Genomic DNA, 18,223 nt, shown 5'->3' on the forward strand with positions numbered 1-18,223 from the left:
CGGGGGCCAACGCAGGGAGGCGCCCGTGGCGCACATCTTCGCAACCGACGTCCTCGTCGCGGGCGCCGGCCCCGTGGGCCTCACCGCGGCCGTGGAGCTGCGCCGACGCGGCGTCCGCTGCCGGATCGTCGATCCGCTCCCGGCCCGCCTGCCCTACGCGAAGGCCGTGGGCATCCAGCCGCGCACCCTGGAGATCTGGGACCACATCGGGCTCGCCCGCACGGCCCTCGAAGCGGCTGTGCCGATGTACGGGCAACTGTCGTACGTCAACGGCGTCGAGCAGCCCCGGATCGACCTCGTGCTCCCGCCCGAAGTGCCCTATGGATTCGCCGCGATGCCGCAGTACGAGACGGAGCGGATCCTCGACGAGTTCCTCCAGCGGTTCGGGACGACCATCGACCGCGGGACCGAGCTGGTCTCCTTCGACCAGGACCTCGACGGGGTGACGGTCGCGCTGCGGTCGGCGTCCGGCGCCGAGGAGGAGGTCAGGGCACGGTACCTGGTGGGCTGCGACGGCGCGCACAGCACGGTGCGCAAGCAGCTGGGGCTCACCTTCGAGGGCAGCGCCTTTCCGGAGGAGTACATGCTCGGCGACGTCGAGGTCGACTGGGATCTTCCCCAGGGTTACGGCGTTCGGGCCATGCACCGGAGCGCCGACGGCGAGGTGGACGATCTGCTGGTCTGCATCCCGCTGCCGGGCCAGGGCCGTTACCGGATGTCGATGATGGTTCCGCCCGAACTCTCCGCCGCCGCACGTGAGTCGGAACCACCCGACGGAATCACCCACGGCCTGGAGAGCGGCACCGGTCCCACGCTCTCCGACATCCAGACCGTCCTGGACCGGCTCTCCCCCCGGCCCACCACGGCCTCCACCCTGCGCTGGTCCTCCGTGTTCCGCATCAGCCACCGGATCGTCGACCGGTACGGCGACGGGCGCGTCTTCGTGGCCGGCGACGCGGCGCACATCCACCCGCCGACGGGCGCCCAGGGCATGAACACCGGCATCCAGGACGCCTGGAACCTGGCGTGGAAGCTCGCCCTCGCGATCCAGGAGGGCACGCATTCCAGCCTGCTGGCGGCGAGTTACGACGCCGAGCGGCGGCCCGTCGGCGAGGAGGTCGTGGAGCGCACGGTTCGACACGCGGGCCAGGGCATCCAGGCCGACGCGGGCGACCCTGTGACCCTGTTGATGCGCGAGGCCCAGCTCCTCGTCGGCTACCGCGGCAGCCCGATCGTCGACCCCGAGTCCGCGGGCCCGGCACCGCAGCCGGGTGACCGCGCACCCGACTGTGCGGGCCTCGCCGTACCCAACGCGACCTATCCGCTGCGTCTGTACGACGTACTGCGCGACCGCGAGCACGTGCTGCTCCTGTACGGCGACACGGACCGGGACTGCGACGGCGTCCGGCAACTCGTCGACCTCGCCCGCGATCTCACACGCGACCGCGTCGACGTCTGCGTCATCCTTCCGTCCGAGGCCCAGCCCGACGCCGGGGGCCCGCCGGTCTACGTCGACACCCTCGGCGAGTTCGCCCGCCTCTACGCGGTGCCGGACCGGGCGACGGCCTTCCTGATCCGCCCGGACGGACATCTCGCCGCCCGCCTCTCGCCGCCCACCGTGGCCGGCCTGACGGCGGCCCTGGCCCGCCCCTTCGCTCCGCCGGGATACGCGTAGCGCAGACGCGGATTCCCTGAAGGGCCATCAACAAGCTTGACCAGACGTTCCGTCGAGCGGGCACGACGGGGCTCCGTCACTCCATCAACCGGGCGGCGAGGGTGGCTCCGAGTTCCCAGCAGGCCTCGATGTCGGCCTTGCCCGGTTCGCCGGTCACCGTCACCGCGTCGGCGGCCCGCCGCCAGCCGAGGCCGGTCGTGATCGCCTCGATGCCGCGCACCGCGCCCGTGACGTCGTTGCCGCCGTGCACGTAGTACCCGAAGTGCCGCCCGGCCGTCGCGTCCAGGCACGGGTAGTAGACCTGGTCGAAGAAGTGCTTCAACGCGCCCGCCATGTAACCGAGGTTCGCCGGGGTGCCCAGCAGGTAGCCGTCGGCGTCGAGCACATCCGAAGCGGTCGCACTCAACGCGGCTCGCCGCACCACCCGTACGCCCTCGATCTCGGGAGCGGTCGCCCCGGAGACCACTGCTTCGAACAGGGCCTGGCAGTTGGGCGAGGGCGTGTGATGGACGATCAACAAGGTAGCCACCCCCGCACCTTGCCGCCCCACCCCGCCCACCGCAAGCACCGTCCCGACGCCCGGCCCCGTCGGACCCACGCAGGCCGGCTGCTACGCTGAACACCGAGCCCACACCGAACATCCGGTGCCGGGCCCGGCGTCGGTGGTCCAAGGAAAGACGCCCCGCTTCCTGCGGGGAAATGCAGGTGCAAGGCCTGCCCGGCGCTCCACATACACCGCCCCCGGTTGTCCGGGGGCGGTGTTTTGCGTGCCCCTCCGGGAGGAGGGGGCCAGTGACAGTCGTCGTCGCGGAACATCCGTTCCTGGATCGACGCATGCACGACTGGGCGCCGCCCAGTGCAAGAAAAAGGAGTACGACAGAGGGTCCGGCACCATTGGTGCCGGACCCTCTGTCTTCGAGTAGCGGGGACAGGATTTGAACCTGCGACCTCTGGGTTATGAGCCCAGCGAGCTACCGAGCTGCTCCACCCCGCGTCGTTGAACACAACCCTACGCCATGTTTCGCGGGTTCAAGACCATGATCCATCGCGGGCTCGGGGAGTGATCACGGGTGGTGGCTCCGAGGGGGGCCGGGCGGAGGCCCGGCCAGGTGGGCCAGCCAGGTTTCCGTGGCCCGGGGTGTGCGGAGGTGGACGACCTTCAGAGCGGTCGGGCGGGGGGCCGTGCAACGGGTGGCGATGTGGGTTCTGCGCGTCTCGTACTGCGACCAGGCCCACCACACCGGGTGCTCGGCACTGAACCACGAGCCGAACGTCTCCACGTTCCCGCCGAAGACCCGGCGTCGGAGCAGTGTGCGGGCCGCCGACCTGCGCAGTACCCGGCGCATGACCACCGGACGGGGATAGTCGAGCCAGACGACGGTGTCGGCGCGTTCCCACAGGAGGTCGCGCACGCTCGGGTGGCCGAAGGAGTCGATCACCCAGCCGGGACCGTCACTGAGACGCGAGACGTCGTCGACCAGGCTGGGGTTCTCCTGCCAGCCGGGCCCCGTGATGGCCAGGGCGTCCATTTCGTGGAAGGGAACCCCGAGGCGTCCGGAGACCGCCCGCGCCAAGGTCGTCTTGCCGGCGCCGGTGCTCCCCGCGACCAGGATTCTTCGCATACCCGATCTTCACCGCACAACGTGATGCCGGGCAAGATCCCCGGGACGGACACAACGCTGCCGAAGCGAGGCATGTCGGCAGTACTCCGGCCCGCACCGCCCAGCCGTCGCTACGGCGGGCCGGCACAGGCCGGCGTACCCCGGTACGTCTCACACATCGGTGGGCAGACCGCTCACCTCGGCGATGCCCCGCAGTTCCTCGTCCTGGCGGTGGCGCTCACCGATGTAGTCGGCGATCTCCTTGCACCGCTCGGGATCGTCCGCCGTCCCCGAGTCCGTCACGACCCGGACGACACCGATCTCCTCGGTCTCCAGCTCGACGATCCGGTTGTCCAGGCGGCCCGTCACAGCCACCGCGACCACGAGGGAGGCCTCGTCACGGACCTCCTGCGGGACGTCGTCGGCGTCTTCGCCGTCCAGGTTCAGTTCGATCGCTCCAGCCCTTTCCTCCCTGATCGCTTCGAGTACGGGCTCGACCATGCGCAGCAAGAGCGCGTAGTCCGCCGGAGCCATGCGCAGGCGGAGCATTTCGAGGTACAGGTCGAGGGGCCGGTCATCCGGTGCCTGCTCTGATGCGTCCATGGAGCTTCGCCTTCCCCAATGTGGACGACATGATCGCGTCTCACCCCAGGATGCTGTGAATCGGCGCACACCGCCGGTCGAGATCGCCGCCCGGGATACCTCTGAGGGGGCTTGTGCCCAGCGTGGACCGGGCACAAGCCCCCTCAGGACTCATTCGTACGACCGGGCGTCCGACACTCCTCAGGACGCTTCCGTCAGGAGTCGTCCCTCGCCGGGCGGCGGTGTCACATGGCGCCCCGCCTGATCCTGCGGAGCAGGACGAATCCGGCGATGACGAAGATCCCGCCGATCGCGGCCGGCCACAGCTGCGCCCCGGTGTCGGCGAGTCCGCCACCAGCGACGGCCTGCGGTTCGGTCTGCGAGGCGGCCGACGGAACGGATCCGGCCACCGGTGCGGTCGACGCGGCGGTCCCCACGTCGCCCGAGCCCTCGTGCGAGCCGTCGTGCGAGTCACCGGACCCGGCGGCCTGACCCGACGAGGAGACGTCGGCCTTGGGCTCGACGTCGACCGGCGGTGCGTCGTCCCCGGCCGGCTCGGTGCCCGGTGTGTCGGCCGTGGGCTCCGTGGTCTGGCCGCCGTCGTCGTCACCGGGGGCCTGTCCGCCGTTGTCGTCGGACGGGTCGTCGGCGGTGGGTGCCGGCTGCTCCGTGGGCTCCTCGGAGGGGTTCGGGGGCTCCGCGCTCTCCGAGGGGTTCGGCGGCTCGGCGCTCTTCGACGGCTCCTGCGGCTTGCCCGACTCCTCGGGGTCCTGGGAGTTGTCGTCGCCCGCGCCGACCCCGCACTTCCGGCCCTGGTTGATGCAGTCGACCGCGTCCTTCATGAGGCCTTCGTCGAAGACGTTGATGAAGTCGCCGTGGTCGGTGACCGGCTTGTGCAGCTGCTCCGGGAAGGAGTCCACCGCGAACAGCGGAGACGTACGGCCGCCGTCCTTCAGGCTCGGCGCGTCGACGTCGTAGACGATGCGCTGCACCAGCTGCGGAATGGCCTTGAACCCGCCGGCGCAGTTGCCCTCGGCGTCCTGGAACGCCACGTGGGTGCGGTGGTTGGCGCTGTCGATGTTCGCGCCGTCCCAGCAGCTCTGGAACCTGAACGTGCGGACCACGTCGCTGCCCTGGGGGCAGACCGGGTACTTGTCCTTCAACTGCCGGTCCTCGAAACCGGTGCAGCTCCAGGAGGCGTTGGCGTTCGCGGTGCCGTTGACGAAGGCCTTGGCGTCACCGGTGATGATGCGCAGCAGACGCGGCATGGCGGTGACCTTGCCGCGCGCGTTGCCGACGAAGGTCAGCGTGACCTGCTTGGGCGTGACGATCTTGCCGGCGTTGCCCTCGGTGCCGCCGCCCGCCGCGTCGGCGTCGCGTTCGCGGGTGCCGTTCTGGAGACGCAACACCGGCCAGTAGTAAGTGGACTTGTCGCCGTCGTCCTTGCAGGTGGTGTCGGCGTTCGCCAGGTCGCTGTCACTGGCGAAGGCGTTGTTGGACTGGTTGCCGATGTAGTCGTGGAAGTGGTGGGCGCCGTTGGTTACGCCGGGAGCCACGATCACGTTGTCGGAGTTGAACAGGCCGTTCGCGTTCACACCGCAGCTCGTGACGAACTCGCCGGTGGAGGCGCCGTCCTGGGGCCGCGGGGTCTGCGCGGCGGGCTGGACGGAGTTGATGTCCGCGAAGTCCGCGGCCACGGGGCCGTTGCCGGCCGGCGCGTCGCCGCCCTGCTGACCGTCCTGGCCCTGGTCGCCCTGTCCCTGCTCTGCCTGGCCCTGGTCTCCCTGGCCCTGGTCACCGTTCTCGTCCGCGCCGCTCTGGTCGCCGCTGGAACGAAGGGTGCAGGCCGCCAGGTCGTCGAGTCCCTCGGGCCGGTCGCCCGCGCCGTCGACGGCGGTGACGATGCGGCCGATCGACTCGGTCCGCTTCTCCTTCAGCGGGTTCATGACCGCGTCGGCGCCGCTGTCGCCGTTCTGCTCCATCTGCGCCCCGTCGGAACGGAGTTGCTGATAGGCCTCGGCGATCTGCTGGTCCAGGGAGGCGAGTTCCTTGTCGACGTCGCCCTTCGCCGCGTCCGGAACGGTCGTCAACTTCTCGCCGACATCGGGGCAGTCGATGGTGGCCGCTCCGGCGGACAGGACGTGATTGCCCGCTCCCTGCGCACCTCCGCCCGCACCGCTCTCGGTCGCCGACGCGTAGACGTTGACGGCGACGAGCCCGCCTCCGCCCATAATCAGCGCGACTGCTGCAGAGGTTGCGCGTCGTGCGCCCGTGGGGCGTCTGCGCCTGTTGCGTCCCAAGGAAATGCTCCTACGCGTCGTGGTCGGCCCCGCCTGAAATCCCCCAGCCCTATACGCGAGAGAGCGGCGGAGTGTTCAGCCGTCCCCCGAATTCACAGCAACCCCGTATGGAGCAACGGCCCGAGGCGTCTTCGCGACCGCCCCCGCGCAGGCGCGCACCGGGCGTACGGGACCACCTGACGGCCTCCGGTGATCTCGTGAAGACTCCGCGCTTGCACCGGCCGCCGACCGGTGGCCTGATGGGAACACTGCACCACCCCTGGGCCAAGGCCATGGCCGAGCCGGTGGGACAGGGTCGAATGCTCCGCCGCTTCCACCGTGGGCACGACCAGGGCCACGGCGGGAGGCGGGTGAAGCAGGTGGCGGGAGTCGCGTTCGACTACACGCGCGTGTTCCACGCGCTGCCCGGCATGGTCGCCCTGCTCACCCCGGAGCTGGTCTACGTCGACGCCAACGACGACTATCTGGTCAGCTCCGGCCGTTCCCTCGAGCAGTTGGTGGGGCGCTATCTGTTCGACGTGTTTCCCGAGCGGCCCGACGATCCGGCGTCCGACGGGGTACGCAACCTCGAGGCGTCGCTGCGCCGGGTGGTGGAGACCGGGCAACGCGACGCCATGGCCCTTCAGCGCTACGACGTGGAGTCCCTGGAGCGGCCGGGTGTCTGGCAGGAGCGGTACTGGAGTCCGGTCAACGCACCCCTGCTCGACGAGGACGGCAACGTGGTGCTGCTGGTCCACCGGGTGGAGGACGTCACCGAGCTGATGCGGGCGCGCGGCAGGCGGACCGACTCCGACCCGGGCCGCTCTCTGGAGGCCGAGCTGTTCACGCGCGCCCGGGAACTCCAGGCCGTCAACGAACGTCTGCGGCGGGCTCACGCCCGCGAGCGGGAGGTCGCGCTCGCCCTCCAGGACGCGCTGCTGCCGGCCGCGCACTACATGGGCCCGCACCGGGCCGCCGTACGCTACCGGCCGGCCACCAGCGCTCTCAACGTGTGCGGCGACTGGTACGACCTGGTGGACCTGACCGACGGCCGGATGTCGATCGCGGTGGGGGACGTGGTCGGCCACGGGCTGTCCGCCGCCTGCGTCATGGGGCAGCTGCGCAGCGCCCTCAGTGCCGCGTCACGGGCTTCGAGCAGCCCCGCCAGGGCACTTGAGGTGCTCGGCCTGTACGCGCGTTCCGTCCAGGGCGCCGAGTCCACCACGGCGGTGACCGTCCGCGCCGACTGGGAGAACCACTCCCTCACCTACAGCAGCGCCGGACATCTCCCACCGCTCCTGTTGCGCGGTGACGGACGGGTGGAGTTCCTGGACCGGGCGACCGACCCGCCGCTCGGCGCCCGGCCCTACCACGTGCCCCGCCCCGAGGCCGGCACCGGCTTCGCCGAGGGCGACACGCTGGTCCTGTACACCGACGGTCTGATCGAGCGTCGCGGGGAGGACATCGACGTGGGGCTCGGGCGCCTCGCCGCCTCCCTGTCCGACCACCGGGCCGACGAACCCGAGGCCCTCGCCGACGCCCTGCTGTCGGAGCTGCTTCCGCCCGGCGGCGCCACGGACGACACCGCCCTGGTGATCCTGCGCCTCTGAGCGGGCCGCCGGGTATGCATCAGCGCGAGCCCGGCGGCGGTCAGCGGTAGACCGCCCAGGCACGTTCGTCAGCTCCGGCACCTACGCCAGGAAGACGAGGATCGTGAGGGAGTCGACGAAGCCGACCATCACGCCGCGCGGTACGAACCGCATCAGCTCGGCGATCCCGAGCGCGCCCGGCACGATCTGCAGGACACCGGCGAGGATCACGGCGACGAGGTGACCGAAGCCGTGCTCGCGGTTGAGCGGAGCGGTGACCAGGGCGACCGGGCCCGTCGCGGCGGAGATCATCGCCCGGCGCCCGCCGACGACGCCGATCGTCACGGCCATGGTGAACGAGGCGAACAGGCCGACGGCCGGGTCGACCCCGGCGATGACGGAGAACGAGATCGCCTCCGGAAGGGCGCGGGCCCGACGACCAGTCCGGCCGCACCTCGGTGCGCCAGCCCTTCGGGTCGGAGAGCCAGGCGGGGGCGGGCGGACGCAGCCGGGAGGCCGCGGACAGCCGTGAGAACGGGCAACCGTCTTCGTGTCGGGCGCCCGAGTCCAGACCCCGGACACACCACGCGTCGTGCTCGTTCGTCCCGTCCCGTCCCGACCCGTCGCGCTCGGTCTCCGGGGGACGAGGCGTCCTCGGTGCATCCCCCGCCGCGGCCCTGCGTTGCCGGGAGTGCGGGGCGACGGAACGCCGGCCGGGCGTCGTTGCCCGAAGTCCGTGCCGTCACCGGCCGCGGGTGCGTGGATCGCCGGGCCGACCGCCGTGAACGCCTAGCGGCGCGTCCGGCACGCGAAGACTCCGGCCTGGCGCGGGGATCGGCGAGGCACGGCGCGATGGGCCCCCGAACTCCCCGTACCGACGGGCCCACGACGGCTCCGTGACACCGGCGGCGCAGGCGGCGGCTGTCGCTACGATCGGACTGCCGCTACGACCGTGCCGGTGAGGTCCTGGTGAGGAGCACGCGCCCGCTCGCGCCGGCGAACAGCAGGCCCGCCACCATGCAGACCAGGGAGAGGGCCGGGCCGGAGTGCCAGTCGACGGCGGAGGCGCGGCAGGCGAGGACCACGGTGACGGTGACGGCGGTGCACGGCAGGGCAATCAGGGCCGCGCCTGTGCGGGTGAGGTCGTCCTCGGCGAGGGCACCGAGGACGCCGACGCCGAGAGCGAGCGCCCCCACGCCGAGGGCCTGGGCGTCCACACGATGGGTGCTCCAGGGCACGAAGGCGGCCCAGAATCCCGGCCGGGTCAGCAGCCCCGCGCCGATGCCGAGCCAGGCCGAGCCGAGCACCGCCAGGGCCGGTTTCGACCAGCCGGGAAGAGGCGCGGTGCGCGGACCGAGCGGTTCGGCGGGAGCGAAGTACTGCCAGGCCAGGGCGACGAGGGCGAACACGCAGAGCACGCCGAGGACGAACAGCCAGCCGAGGCTGAACAGGACGGGGACGACGGAGCCGCCGCGAGCGACGTAGAGGTCACCGGCGTTGAGCAGGCTCACCGCGAAGAGGCCGACGAGGACGACCGCCAGCGGGAGGACCAGGGTGCGGACCTCGTGCCACGCCCGGGCCCTGCTCACGGCGAAGAGTCCCGGCGCGGTACCGAGCATCGCCGCGCCGATCAGTCCCGGCGTCAGCGACTCGGGCGAGCGCCAGGCGCCGAAGACGTGTCCGGTGAGCCCGACGGCCATCAGGAGCCCGCCGACGAGGACGCTCACCACGGCCACGGCGGTGGCCAGCATCGCCACACCCGCGGTGAGCGGCCGTCCGCCACCGCCCCCGGCCGGAGGCGCGGCGGCTCTCTCCCCATCGTTGCCCGGAGCCTCGCGCACTGCGGACGCAGGGGTCGGCTCGGCCACGGCGGGCGGTTCCGGCGCCGTCCCACCGGTCGCGCCGGTCGGGTCCGCCGCCGGTCGCGGGGTCCGCGGGTCTTCCTCGGTGTCGTCGTGACGGGGCAGGTCGGATGCGTTGGCCATGGGATTCCGTTTCCGGACGGGGTCGATGACGAAGTGGTCGGGCCGGGCCGGACGGGCGTCGGGCACGGTCCGGGGCCGGCCCCTGCGGACACGCGGTTCCGGTTCCGGGTGCGTACGGCGTGCCGTCAGGAGACCGGCGACGAGAGGCGGGGAGCCGTGACGCGAGCGGGGGCGGCCCGCTTGAGGACCTCCCGGGCGTACATGACGCGCAGGCTGACCACGAGGGTCGCCGTGGTCGCCAGTGCGCCGCAGCCGATCGCCGCTCCCGCCGAGACCGCCGTGAGCCGGTCGAGGCCCAGCGTCCGTTCGATGAGCGGAGCGGCAGCGGCCGACAGCACCGGTGCCAGGCACAGGGCCGTCCAGTGCAGACGCCACTCCTCACGGGCCCAGAGGCGGCCTTCGCGGCCGGTACGCAGGGCGCAGGAGGCCATGACCGCGTAGGTGACGGCGTACGGCAGGAGATACGCGAGCAGCAGCCGACGCCCTGGGGCGCCGAAGTCCAGCGAGGAGCGGACGATCCAGGTGAGGGCAGCCGCTCCGGCGAGATGGGCGACGGCCAGGACGGGCAGCGGGGCCCACGACCGGGACATGCCGGCGAGCTTCCGGCGCCGGTCCAGGGAGCGCGAGGCGATCAGGGCGCCGAAGGCCACCACCGAGCCGAGGTGCATGGTGGCCGCACGGTTGATCTCCGCCATGGAGAGCCCGGGCATGATCATGGGCAGGCCGCCCCACTCGAACCGCAGCAGGGGCGCCGTCAGGAGGAAGGCGTAGCAGAGGAGCATCCAGCGCTGGTGCAGGTCCGGATAGCCGGCGACGGCGGAGAGCACGCCGAACGTCACGCTCAGGACGGTGCCCACCAGGATGGTGGCGAGCACGATCCAGAAGGCGGCCCCGCTGAACGCGTCCTCGGGCGCGGTACGCACCAGGTACAGCGCTGCCCCGGCCATCGACGCGTAGACGGTGACCGCGAAGACCACTCCGAGGGCGCGGTGCAGCCTGGTCCGCCGACGCACGGCGGTGAGCACCTGTGCGGGACCGAGGAGCATGAGCAGGCCGCCGAGGACGGAGTGCACGATCAGCGGGACGAGGCTGTGACGGTACGGCTCGATCCGGGTGGCCAGGGCGTCCGCCACGTAGCGGGGCGAGACCGCGTGCCCGAGGATCCATTCGCCGAACGCCGGGGCGCCGGGGCGCGCGTACGGCCACAGCTCGGTCATCGCGACGGGCGCGTAGCCCACGCACACGGCGGATACGGCGATGACGGCTGTGCGGCGCCAGGTGGTGCCCGTCGGACGACGCACGGCGACTCCCTGCTCGTGGTCGTGACCCGACCATCGATAGTCTCTTTTGGACTATCGAGACGGTAGGGCCGCCCGGGCGCCGCGGTCAACGGTCTGTCGCGTCCTCTTCCCGCCGCTGCACCCATTGCCAGAAGTCGACCATCATCCGCTCGTACCGGATGCCGAACTCCAGAGCGTCGCGCTGTCCGCGGGTCAGCAGCTCCCCCACGCTCTCCGCGAGCTCCTCGTAGTCGCCGAGGGTCTGCCGGTGCTCGCCGAGCTGTACGGGACCGAGCAGATCGGGCCGGCCGCCGAACCAGAGCTTGAGGATGCCGCGCTCCCGGGCCTCGACCGGGACGAAGGCGGTGTCGTCCAACCAGTCGCGCAGCGCGGCCCTGCCCTCGTCCGTCAGCGTGAGCACCCGGCGGTTGCGGCCGCTCTCCTGCCGCACCTGCGACAACAGGCCGGCCTCCAGGAGGCGGTCGCACTGCGCGTAGACCTGGGCGTGCGGAACGGACCAGAAGGGTGCCACCGTGCGCGCCGCCTCACCCTTGACGTCGTACGCGCTGGCCTCGCCGAGCTTGTCGATGACGCCGAGCACGAGGAACGAGGCGGTGGTCAACCGAGCATCAGCCATGCGTCCGACCGTATCGCCACCCGAACACCGCACGGCACACCCGTGACCACGCCGCAGAGGGCGCCCGACGCGAAGAAGCCGCGGGTGACCGTCACAATGCGGGGTATACGGGCGATCACACTGCCGACCGCACTCAGGCCCGCGGGGCACGCACGCTAGGAGTTCCTGTGACCACCTACGTCATCACCGTTCCCGGGACGTTCGTCCACGGCGTCTCGGACGCCTCCCGCGCAGACGTGGAACGCAGGCTGCGCCCTCAGGACCCGCAGAACACGGACCTGGGCGAGACCGAGGAGCTGAGCCTGCTCAGCGTGGACGAGAACCACACGTTCTCGGTCCGGCTGGAGGTCGAGGCGGCGGACCGGCGGACCGCCGAGGCGGAGGCCGTTCGGCTCGTCTCCGGCGCGCTGCGCGAGAGCGGCCTCTCGGAGAACGACGCTCCGCTGGGACCGGCCGCCGTCACGGGAATCGACAGCGAGTTCTGACGAGGCGAGAGAGCCGGAGTGGCCGGTGGGCCGCGGTGTGCCCGCGGCCGACCGGTCCCCCGCACCTCAGACCGGCCGCACGACGCTGTGGATCGCCGCCTGCCCGGCGTGCTGGACGGACTCCTCGCTGATCCGCCCTCCGGGGCTGGGCGCGTGGACCATCATGCCGTCGCCGACGTAGATGCCCACGTGGCTCAGGTCCCCGTGGAAGAAGACCAGGTCGCCCGGCTGGACACCTGCCAGGGCGATCGCCGGTCCGATCCGCGCCTGGTCGGACGTCGACCGCGGGAGCAGCACACCGGCGCTGCGCCAGGCGGCCTGGGTCAGGCCGGAGGGGTCGTACGAGCCGGGCCCGGACGCTCCCCACACGCACGGCCTGCCGACCTGGGCGCGGGCGAACGCGACGGCCTCGGCGGCCCGGGTGTCGTACCCGGTGACCGGCGGCGCCGCCACGGCGGTGATGCTCCCGGTGTCGTAGCCGGGGTTCGGAGCGGCGGACCAGGGAGCGCCGGGCGCAGGCTCGTTGACGGGCGCCGGCCACGACGGGCGCCAACTGTCGTCGACGGCCGGGGCGGACCACGACTCCCGCACCGGCCGGTACTCGACCGCGGCGGCCGGCAGCGGGGCACTCTCCACCTGGGGATGTCCGGCCTCCACGGCCGGCCACGCGGCACTCGCCACCGACGGGTACGTGGCCGGCGCGGCCGGCACCGGCACGTTCTCCGCCGGCCAGTACGGGGCCGGCGGGACGGCCGTCTCCGCGGCCGGCAGCTCCACGGACGGGTAGGCGACCGGCACCGCCACGCTCTGCCGGGCGTTGTGCCGGGTCAGCAGTTCCTGTGCGGCGGCCAGTTTGCGCCGGGCGCGGTCCTTGCGGAACCGCGGGGAGGACGTGTCCGGGGCGGGCGTGGGTTGTGACACCACCGGAAGGGGTCCGGTGGCCGGGGAGCCCCTGTCCGGCACCGCGAGGGCGCGCCCGGTCGTCGGCCCGGACACAGGGCCCGCGGTCAGTTCGAGAACGGGGCGCGCGGTGAGTTCCGCGACAGGTGCCGCGGTGAGTTCCGCGACCGGGCCCGCTGCCACTTCCCGTACGGGGGCCGCCGTCAACTCGGCCACGGCGCGGGCGCCTTGGGCAGGCAGCTCCCCGGGGCTTCCCGCACCCCCACCGGGCCGGCCGGCCACGCGCCCGCGGTCGGGCTGCCGGTCCATGGGCAGTACGGCCGCGACCGTGGGCCCGAGCCGGGAGCGCGCCCCGTCGAACCACTGCCGCATCAGGTCGCTTTGAGCGGGATCGACACCTCCGCGCTCGTCCGCGGCCGGGCGCTGGTCCGTGAGCCGTCGGGCCACGGCGCGTCGGTCGCCCTGGCGGGAGGAGAGGCTCGACAGAGCGCGGGTGGCGTTGAAGTTGCCGGTGTCGTCCTCGGCCCGGTCGTAGAGGGATGCGAGCCGTCGGCGGACTTCATCGCCACTGGGCTGGGTGCGTTCCGGCGCCATGGGGATGGCACTCCTTCCGTCGTCCGCCTACCGGGTTAGCTGTCGGGTTCGGGCGGACGGTTCCGGAAGGTATGCCCTACGGCCTGTGCCTCGTGAGGCAGTCGGCCGATTCACCCCAGGTTCGGTGGGTCCCCGGCTCCGGCTGCCACGAGGGCGGGCCGGACTCGGCGGAGGCCGCGCCGCCCGGCGAGCTTTCGCCGGAGGGAGTCGGGCGGCCTGGTCGTCAACTTAGCCATGTTGTGACCCCCGTGTGAAGATCCACGTCCCAGATGTCCGATACATTTTCGTGACCTTCGTCGCATCGCCCCGCTGTGCGACGACGGGAGCACGCCCCGTACGCGAACCGGCCGTCGGGACAACCGCGTTCGGCGGTGAGCCCCCTCCACGAGTCCGTCCTCGTCCAGCTCCGTCCACCAAGTCTCCACGGCGGGCCGGGGCTTCCGGTCGGCCCGGAACAGGCCGTTCGAGGTGCGAACAGAACTGGCGTTCCCTGACGGCTCGTTCGACATCGGCGGCTGTCGATGGTCATGCGGTGACCGGTTCTGGCCGACCCGGCCGGATGACCACCGCGTCGGCGTCGCGGCCCTACCGTCGAGGCATGGAAGGCCCGCGGAAGGCCCTGAGAGCGAGTCGAGGATCCCCACGTGCACGATGCACCGATCTATGCCCAACTGATCTCCGAACGCGGTGACATACCGACGCTCGTCCGGAGCGAGGCCCGGCGGCTGCAGCGCGACTTCGAGTGGATCCTCAGCTGGGATCCGTCCACGGGCGGTCCGCTTCCCGGGTCCGCCCCGCGCGTGACGGCCGGCTCGCGTCGTTCCTTCGCCCCCGGCCCCGATCCCGCAGACCGGCTGGAGTCCGCCTAGGGCCTGTCCGGCGGGAGCCGCCGCGTACAGGGTCGGACGCGGAACTAGAGGACGCCGGGTTCGCCGTCCGGCCCCTCGGCGGGAAGCCGTCCGCCCGGGCCGTCGGCCCGGGACACCAGACCGGCGACCGCCGAGCCCGTGGCCTCGTGCCAGGTCCGCGCGCGCCGCAGCATCGCGTGGTCACCGTTCGCCACCCGTACGGCGCTCGCGGAGGAGCCTTCCTTCGCGGCCCGGCGCACCAGGGCGAAGGACGCCGCGGGCTCGGTGATCCGGTCCCGGTCGCCGTGCAGCACGATCACCCGCTTGTCCCGCAGATGCGCCACGGGCTCGCCCTCCGGGCACCAGGGCGCGAGGGCGACCACGGCCCGGACCTGGGGAGCGGCCGCGGCGCGCAGCGCGGCGCGGCCGCCCATCGAGTGGCCGACGAGTACCACCGGCACGTCTCCCACCAACTCCGTGAGTTCGGTGAGGGCCCGGTGTACGTCGGCGACCGGATCGGCGGCGGCTCCGTTCCACCCGCGTACCCGGTAGCGCACCTGCCCGACGAAGACGTCCTCGTCCGGCACGGCCCGGGTGACGGAGCCCACGAAAGGCCGCATGCGCAGGCCGGAGACGTGCCAGGGCCGGGAGGGAGCGAGGCTGTCCGCCCTGCCCCCGTGCAGGATCAGCACCGCGGCCCGCGTCGGTCCCGCGTCCCCGCCTGAGAGCCGGCGCGGCACCAGCGCCGTCAGCGTCCGGGCCGCCCCGGGCCGCAGTCCGTCACGGGCGGACATCCGCGCAGAGCCTCGCATGACACCTCTTCACCGTCAGAGCGCTTTCCACGCCTCACCCTAGGCCGACGAGGGATCGTGCCGCCGGTCACTGGGTATCCGTAGCCGAGGCGGGCGCGGTTTGGTGAGGCCTCCGCCCGTCGGGGCGTGTACGCGCCGGCTTCCGTGGGGCCTGGTCGTCGCGACGTCGCGAACGGTCGCCGGGAATGCCCCGGGTCTTACGGGCGGCGGCGCGTTCTCGGCGGAGCTGCCGTTCCCGTGCCGTCCGGTTCGCCGCGATGAGCCGGTTCCGGACGCGTTCGCGGCTCACCCGCGGATCTGCCCGGGGCCCGCCCCCGGTCGTCCCTGTCCAGCTCGACCGGAGGCGGGCAGCAGGGGGAACCACAGCTCCCCCACGTCGTCCCGGCCGTGTGCGGTCACGAGACGGGGACGCGCGTCGGCGTTCGCGGCGGGCGGTCGGCGCGGTCTCACCCGGCTCCTCCGGGGCGGGTGCCGTAGCCGTTGCGCCACTCCTGGTAGAGCCGCCACAGTCGCTCGGCGTTCGGACAGCGGCCCGACTCCCGCTGGCACGTGCGGCAGCTGCCCACGTGGCCGATGTACGCGGCCTCGGGAGTCTCTCGCCCCGGTTGCGGATTCGTCATGGCCCTCGGCACCCGTCGGTGCGACGTGCACGAACGCGACGTCGCTACTGATGCCGTACTTCCGCGCCACGTCGCCCGTTGGATGCACCCGCTGGGACCCAATTTCGTTCTGGCCCACCCGACTTCGCCCGTCGCGCCCGCCGGGTCAGTCGAGCAGGCCGACGTCCACCGCCACACCGTCCGGCTCGTCGGACCCGGGTCTGCGGACGATCAGGCCGTCCACCGCGAAGTCCATCTCGGAGACGTCGGGAGTGGGCGGCGGGTGGTAACGCCCGCCGCACACCGACAGGTTGACGATGAGATACGCCTCCCAGTGCCTGCCCACCCCGCGCCGGTCGGCGAAGGCGCGGACGCCGTTCACCCACCACACGACGCGGTGGGCGCCGAACTCGACCACGAGGTCCACCCACGCCCCGGGCCGAACCGCCCCCTCCCTGTAGTAGTGATGGGCGTCTCGGACATGGTTGGAGAGTTCGAGCAGGTCGGGGTTGTCGGGGTGGTACTCGAAGACGTCGATCTCCTGGCCGCCGTCCCGCCACGTCCAGATGGCCGGCCACGCACCGAGGGCCGTGGGCAGTCTGACCCTGGCCTCCAGCACGTCTCCCGTGCGGACCATGAACGCGTCCTCGCTGCCCTCAGTGGTCAGAAGCCCCGCGTCCCACGCCCCGTCGGAGCGGCGGGTGGCACGGAAGACCCCCGTTCGGCAGTAGGCGGGGTCGGCCACCAGGTGGTCGAGCTTGTCGTCGCCCGGGTTGACCGGGCCGCCGTCGGGATAGGCCCACGAGTGGCCCGCGACCCATTGACGGGTGGAGGCGAAATCCGCGGTGAAGACGACATCGGACACGCGGGGCTCCCCGGGGACGGCGTTCACGAGCCAGGTTCTCCCCCGGGAGCCCCGCCTCACACGCCGTTCGCCCGGACCTGCCGGGAAACAACCCTTGGGAGTGAACGGGCCCGACCCCCGGCCCCGGACCACGGGGTCGCATCGCCGGCGGCCGTCCCGTCGCCGCGCTGGTTCTCGGTCTCGCCGTCGTCGGCGCCGGGCCGGTGCGCGGCGAGCCGGTACGCCAACGGTCCTCGCCGTGGTGTCACGGTCCTAGGGACCGTCCGGCCAGGCGCCCCGTTCGGCGAGACCGAGAACCAGCGCGGCGATGTTCCAGGCGTCGTCCTCGCCCCGGTGATGCCGTCCCTCCAGGGGCAGTTCGGCGAACCGCAGGGCCTGCGCCATGCCGGGCCGCTTACGCAGGCCGTGGGCGGCGGCGAAGGCGGCCTTGGCGTTCGTGTGCCGGTGACCGAACGGGTAGCGCGTGTCGGTGGCGGCGCACTGGCGGGTGAACTGGTGGCGGTCGTAGTCGCCCCAACTCGCCCACGGACGCTCCCCCGCGCGGTGTCGCACGGCCAACTCACGGCAGGCGTCGGCGAAATCAACCCCCAGGTCGACCTCGTCCCGGGTCAGCCCCGTCAGCTCCGTACAGAAGGCGCTCACGGTGGACCGGGCGGGCCGCACCAGCAGCCGGTGCTTCTCGCGCCGTACGCCCTGCTCCAAGTCGACGACCGTCAGACCGATCTCGATGATCTCGCTCACGGCGCCGGGCGGCGGTGTTCCTTCCCAGCAGGTCGCCTCGACATCGACGACGTTCAGCAGTCCCCCGGTCTTGTCCATGCGGGTGAGGCTAGGGGCTGCCGGGCCGGCCGGTCACCGGGTTTTCCGGTGGCCCGTCCCCCGGCCGGCGGTCGGGTCAGGGACGCGGCCAGGGGCGTCCGCCGATGCGCTCGATGTCGGCGTTGAAGCGCCGCAGGTACGACGCGAACGCGGCGATGTCGGACTCCGGCCAGTCGGCCATGACACGGTCCAGAGAGCTGATGAGCCCCTGCCGCTCCTGGTCCAGGAGGCGTGAACCCTCTTCCGTGATGCGGAACTTGCGGGCCATGCCGCCGTCGGGGTCGGGGATGCGGTCGACGAGACCGGCACGCATGGCGGCCGCGGTCTGCCGGTTGAGGGTGGAGGCGTCGAGCCCGAAGGCGTCGCTCAGTTCACCGATCGACATCGGCCCCTGGACCCGGATGCGGCTGAGCAGGATGTACGCGCTGCGCTCCAGGACGCCGTCCTTGGTCCGGCCACCCTTCTGGTGCATCAGGCCGTGGCGGCTCAGCAGCATCTGCTCGTACTCGACCTCATGTGTGGGCCTGACCATCGCGCCTGTCGCCTCCCGCTCTCGCACGGGCCGCGCGTCGCACGGATGGGCACGGCCCCGCACCATGCTCCCACATCAGCATGCATGAGCCACATCACATGCGCGATACATACGACGTGTACGATGCACATCCCTTGCCCC

General features: G+C 72.3%; 17 protein-coding genes, 2 tRNA genes, 1 pseudogene and 1 riboswitch. Of the genes and pseudogenes, 5 read left to right on the forward strand and 15 right to left on the reverse strand.

What is annotated here, in order from left to right:
* The first annotated feature begins 25 nt into the window (after positions 1 to 25).
* Positions 26 to 1,675: an FAD-dependent monooxygenase gene (locus ACIRQH_RS02870; RefSeq protein WP_404223857.1), complete on the forward strand. Its 1,650-nt coding sequence runs from the start codon at positions 26 to 28 to the stop codon at positions 1,673 to 1,675.
* Positions 1,676 to 1,751: 76 nt separating this feature from the next.
* On the opposite strand, the gene ACIRQH_RS02875 is transcribed toward ACIRQH_RS02870, so the two are convergent.
* Complete coding sequence (locus tag ACIRQH_RS02875) at positions 1,752 to 2,204, reverse strand: flavodoxin family protein (RefSeq protein WP_404223859.1); 453 nt, start codon at positions 2,202 to 2,204, stop codon at positions 1,752 to 1,754.
* A 127-nt stretch (positions 2,205 to 2,331) separates the two neighbouring features.
* On the opposite strand from ACIRQH_RS02875, the gene ACIRQH_RS02880 reads away from it, so the two are divergent.
* Positions 2,332 to 2,404, forward strand: a tRNA-Gly gene (locus ACIRQH_RS02880).
* A 191-nt stretch (positions 2,405 to 2,595) separates the two neighbouring features.
* Here ACIRQH_RS02880 and ACIRQH_RS02885 read toward each other — a convergent pair.
* The 4 genes from ACIRQH_RS02885 to ACIRQH_RS02900 all read right to left on the reverse strand — a co-directional run bounded on the left by ACIRQH_RS02885 (position 2,596) and on the right by ACIRQH_RS02900 (position 6,089).
* Positions 2,596 to 2,669: transfer RNA gene (locus tag ACIRQH_RS02885), tRNA-Met, on the reverse strand.
* A gap of 70 nt (positions 2,670 to 2,739) precedes the next feature.
* Complete coding sequence (locus ACIRQH_RS02890) at positions 2,740 to 3,297, reverse strand: AAA family ATPase (protein WP_358821216.1); 558 nt, start codon at positions 3,295 to 3,297, stop codon at positions 2,740 to 2,742.
* A gap of 150 nt (positions 3,298 to 3,447) precedes the next feature.
* Positions 3,448 to 3,879, reverse strand: a complete 432-nt coding sequence (locus tag ACIRQH_RS02895; RefSeq protein ID WP_358821217.1) for a hypothetical protein — start codon at positions 3,877 to 3,879, stop codon at positions 3,448 to 3,450.
* Positions 3,880 to 4,103: 224 nt separating this feature from the next.
* Positions 4,104 to 6,089 (reverse strand): DUF1996 domain-containing protein, encoded by a 1,986-nt coding sequence (locus ACIRQH_RS02900; RefSeq protein WP_404223861.1) that lies wholly within the window; start codon positions 6,087 to 6,089, stop codon positions 4,104 to 4,106.
* A 266-nt stretch (positions 6,090 to 6,355) separates the two neighbouring features.
* Between ACIRQH_RS02900 and ACIRQH_RS02905 the strand changes: the two genes are divergently transcribed.
* Positions 6,356 to 7,747 carry a PP2C family protein-serine/threonine phosphatase gene (locus ACIRQH_RS02905; RefSeq protein ID WP_404223863.1) on the forward strand — a complete coding sequence of 464 codons (1,392 nt, stop codon included), beginning with the start codon at positions 6,356 to 6,358 and terminating at the stop codon, positions 7,745 to 7,747.
* A gap of 17 nt (positions 7,748 to 7,764) precedes the next feature.
* On the opposite strand, the pseudogene ACIRQH_RS02910 reads toward ACIRQH_RS02905, so the two are convergent.
* From ACIRQH_RS02910 to ACIRQH_RS02925, 4 genes and pseudogenes are all read right to left on the reverse strand, one after another.
* Positions 7,765 to 8,252: pseudogene (locus tag ACIRQH_RS02910) on the reverse strand (SulP family inorganic anion transporter); the annotation flags it as partial.
* A gap of 418 nt (positions 8,253 to 8,670) precedes the next feature.
* Positions 8,671 to 9,711, reverse strand: a complete 1,041-nt coding sequence (locus ACIRQH_RS02915) for a hypothetical protein (protein ID WP_404223865.1) — start codon at positions 9,709 to 9,711, stop codon at positions 8,671 to 8,673.
* Between the two features lie 125 nt (positions 9,712 to 9,836).
* Positions 9,837 to 11,012, reverse strand: a complete 1,176-nt coding sequence (locus tag ACIRQH_RS02920) for a DUF2306 domain-containing protein (RefSeq protein ID WP_404223867.1) — start codon at positions 11,010 to 11,012, stop codon at positions 9,837 to 9,839.
* An 85-nt stretch (positions 11,013 to 11,097) separates the two neighbouring features.
* Positions 11,098 to 11,628 (reverse strand): PadR family transcriptional regulator, encoded by a 531-nt coding sequence (locus tag ACIRQH_RS02925; RefSeq protein WP_388865312.1) that lies wholly within the window; start codon positions 11,626 to 11,628, stop codon positions 11,098 to 11,100.
* Positions 11,629 to 11,795: 167 nt separating this feature from the next.
* Here ACIRQH_RS02925 and ACIRQH_RS02930 point away from each other — a divergent pair, with 167 nt between their 5' ends.
* Positions 11,796 to 12,113: a hypothetical protein gene (locus ACIRQH_RS02930; RefSeq protein WP_358821222.1), complete on the forward strand. Its 318-nt coding sequence runs from the start codon at positions 11,796 to 11,798 to the stop codon at positions 12,111 to 12,113.
* A gap of 66 nt (positions 12,114 to 12,179) precedes the next feature.
* On the opposite strand, the gene ACIRQH_RS02935 is transcribed toward ACIRQH_RS02930, so the two are convergent.
* Entirely contained in the window at positions 12,180 to 13,607 is a 1,428-nt protein-coding gene (locus tag ACIRQH_RS02935; protein WP_404223868.1) for an NlpC/P60 family protein, read from the reverse strand.
* Between the two features lie 8 nt (positions 13,608 to 13,615).
* Positions 13,616 to 13,787, reverse strand: a riboswitch (cyclic di-AMP (ydaO/yuaA leader).
* 464 nt (positions 13,788 to 14,251) lie between these two features.
* On the opposite strand from ACIRQH_RS02935, the gene ACIRQH_RS02940 reads away from it, so the two are divergent.
* Positions 14,252 to 14,476, forward strand: a complete 225-nt coding sequence (locus ACIRQH_RS02940) for a hypothetical protein (RefSeq protein WP_358821224.1) — start codon at positions 14,252 to 14,254, stop codon at positions 14,474 to 14,476.
* A 44-nt stretch (positions 14,477 to 14,520) separates the two neighbouring features.
* Here the strand turns inward: ACIRQH_RS02940 and ACIRQH_RS02945 are convergent, their stop codons facing one another.
* The 5 genes from ACIRQH_RS02945 to ACIRQH_RS02965 all read right to left on the reverse strand — a co-directional run bounded on the left by ACIRQH_RS02945 (position 14,521) and on the right by ACIRQH_RS02965 (position 18,082).
* Positions 14,521 to 15,267: an alpha/beta hydrolase gene (locus tag ACIRQH_RS02945; protein ID WP_404223869.1), complete on the reverse strand. Its 747-nt coding sequence runs from the start codon at positions 15,265 to 15,267 to the stop codon at positions 14,521 to 14,523.
* 446 nt (positions 15,268 to 15,713) lie between these two features.
* Positions 15,714 to 15,887, reverse strand: coding sequence for a hypothetical protein (locus ACIRQH_RS02950; RefSeq protein ID WP_404223870.1), 174 nt, complete (start codon positions 15,885 to 15,887; stop codon positions 15,714 to 15,716).
* A 145-nt stretch (positions 15,888 to 16,032) separates the two neighbouring features.
* The gene (locus tag ACIRQH_RS02955) at positions 16,033 to 16,731 is read right to left on the reverse strand and encodes a beta-glucanase (RefSeq protein WP_388865304.1); all 699 of its coding nucleotides are present in this window, start codon (positions 16,729 to 16,731) and stop codon (positions 16,033 to 16,035) included.
* A 252-nt stretch (positions 16,732 to 16,983) separates the two neighbouring features.
* On the reverse strand, positions 16,984 to 17,550 hold the full coding sequence (locus tag ACIRQH_RS02960) for an exonuclease domain-containing protein (RefSeq protein WP_404223872.1): 567 nt from the start codon (positions 17,548 to 17,550) through the stop codon (positions 16,984 to 16,986).
* A gap of 76 nt (positions 17,551 to 17,626) precedes the next feature.
* Entirely contained in the window at positions 17,627 to 18,082 is a 456-nt protein-coding gene (locus tag ACIRQH_RS02965) for a MarR family transcriptional regulator (RefSeq protein ID WP_358821229.1), read from the reverse strand.
* Positions 18,083 to 18,223: the final 141 nt, after the last annotated feature.

Origin of the sequence: Streptomyces sp. NPDC102279 (genome assembly GCF_044766365.1) — a bacterium.
Classification (GTDB): domain Bacteria; phylum Actinomycetota; class Actinomycetes; order Streptomycetales; family Streptomycetaceae; genus Streptomyces.

Coding starts and splice junctions, on each gene's coding strand:
- ACIRQH_RS02890 (WP_358821216.1), bottom strand. CDS start 3,297: ATGCGAAGAATCCTGGTCGCGGGGAGCACCGGCGCCGGCAAGACGACC.
- ACIRQH_RS02895 (WP_358821217.1), bottom strand. CDS start 3,879: ATGGACGCATCAGAGCAGGCACCGGATGACCGGCCCCTCGACCTGTAC.
- ACIRQH_RS02900 (WP_404223861.1), bottom strand. CDS start 6,089: ATGGGCGGAGGCGGGCTCGTCGCCGTCAACGTCTACGCGTCGGCGACC.
- ACIRQH_RS02915 (WP_404223865.1), bottom strand. CDS start 9,711: ATGGCCAACGCATCCGACCTGCCCCGTCACGACGACACCGAGGAAGAC.
- ACIRQH_RS02925 (WP_388865312.1), bottom strand. CDS start 11,628: ATGGCTGATGCTCGGTTGACCACCGCCTCGTTCCTCGTGCTCGGCGTC.
- ACIRQH_RS02935 (WP_404223868.1), bottom strand. CDS start 13,607: ATGGCGCCGGAACGCACCCAGCCCAGTGGCGATGAAGTCCGCCGACGG.
- ACIRQH_RS02945 (WP_404223869.1), bottom strand. CDS start 15,267: ATGCGAGGCTCTGCGCGGATGTCCGCCCGTGACGGACTGCGGCCCGGG.
- ACIRQH_RS02950 (WP_404223870.1), bottom strand. CDS start 15,887: ATGACGAATCCGCAACCGGGGCGAGAGACTCCCGAGGCCGCGTACATC.
- ACIRQH_RS02960 (WP_404223872.1), bottom strand. CDS start 17,550: ATGGACAAGACCGGGGGACTGCTGAACGTCGTCGATGTCGAGGCGACC.
- ACIRQH_RS02965 (WP_358821229.1), bottom strand. CDS start 18,082: ATGGTCAGGCCCACACATGAGGTCGAGTACGAGCAGATGCTGCTGAGC.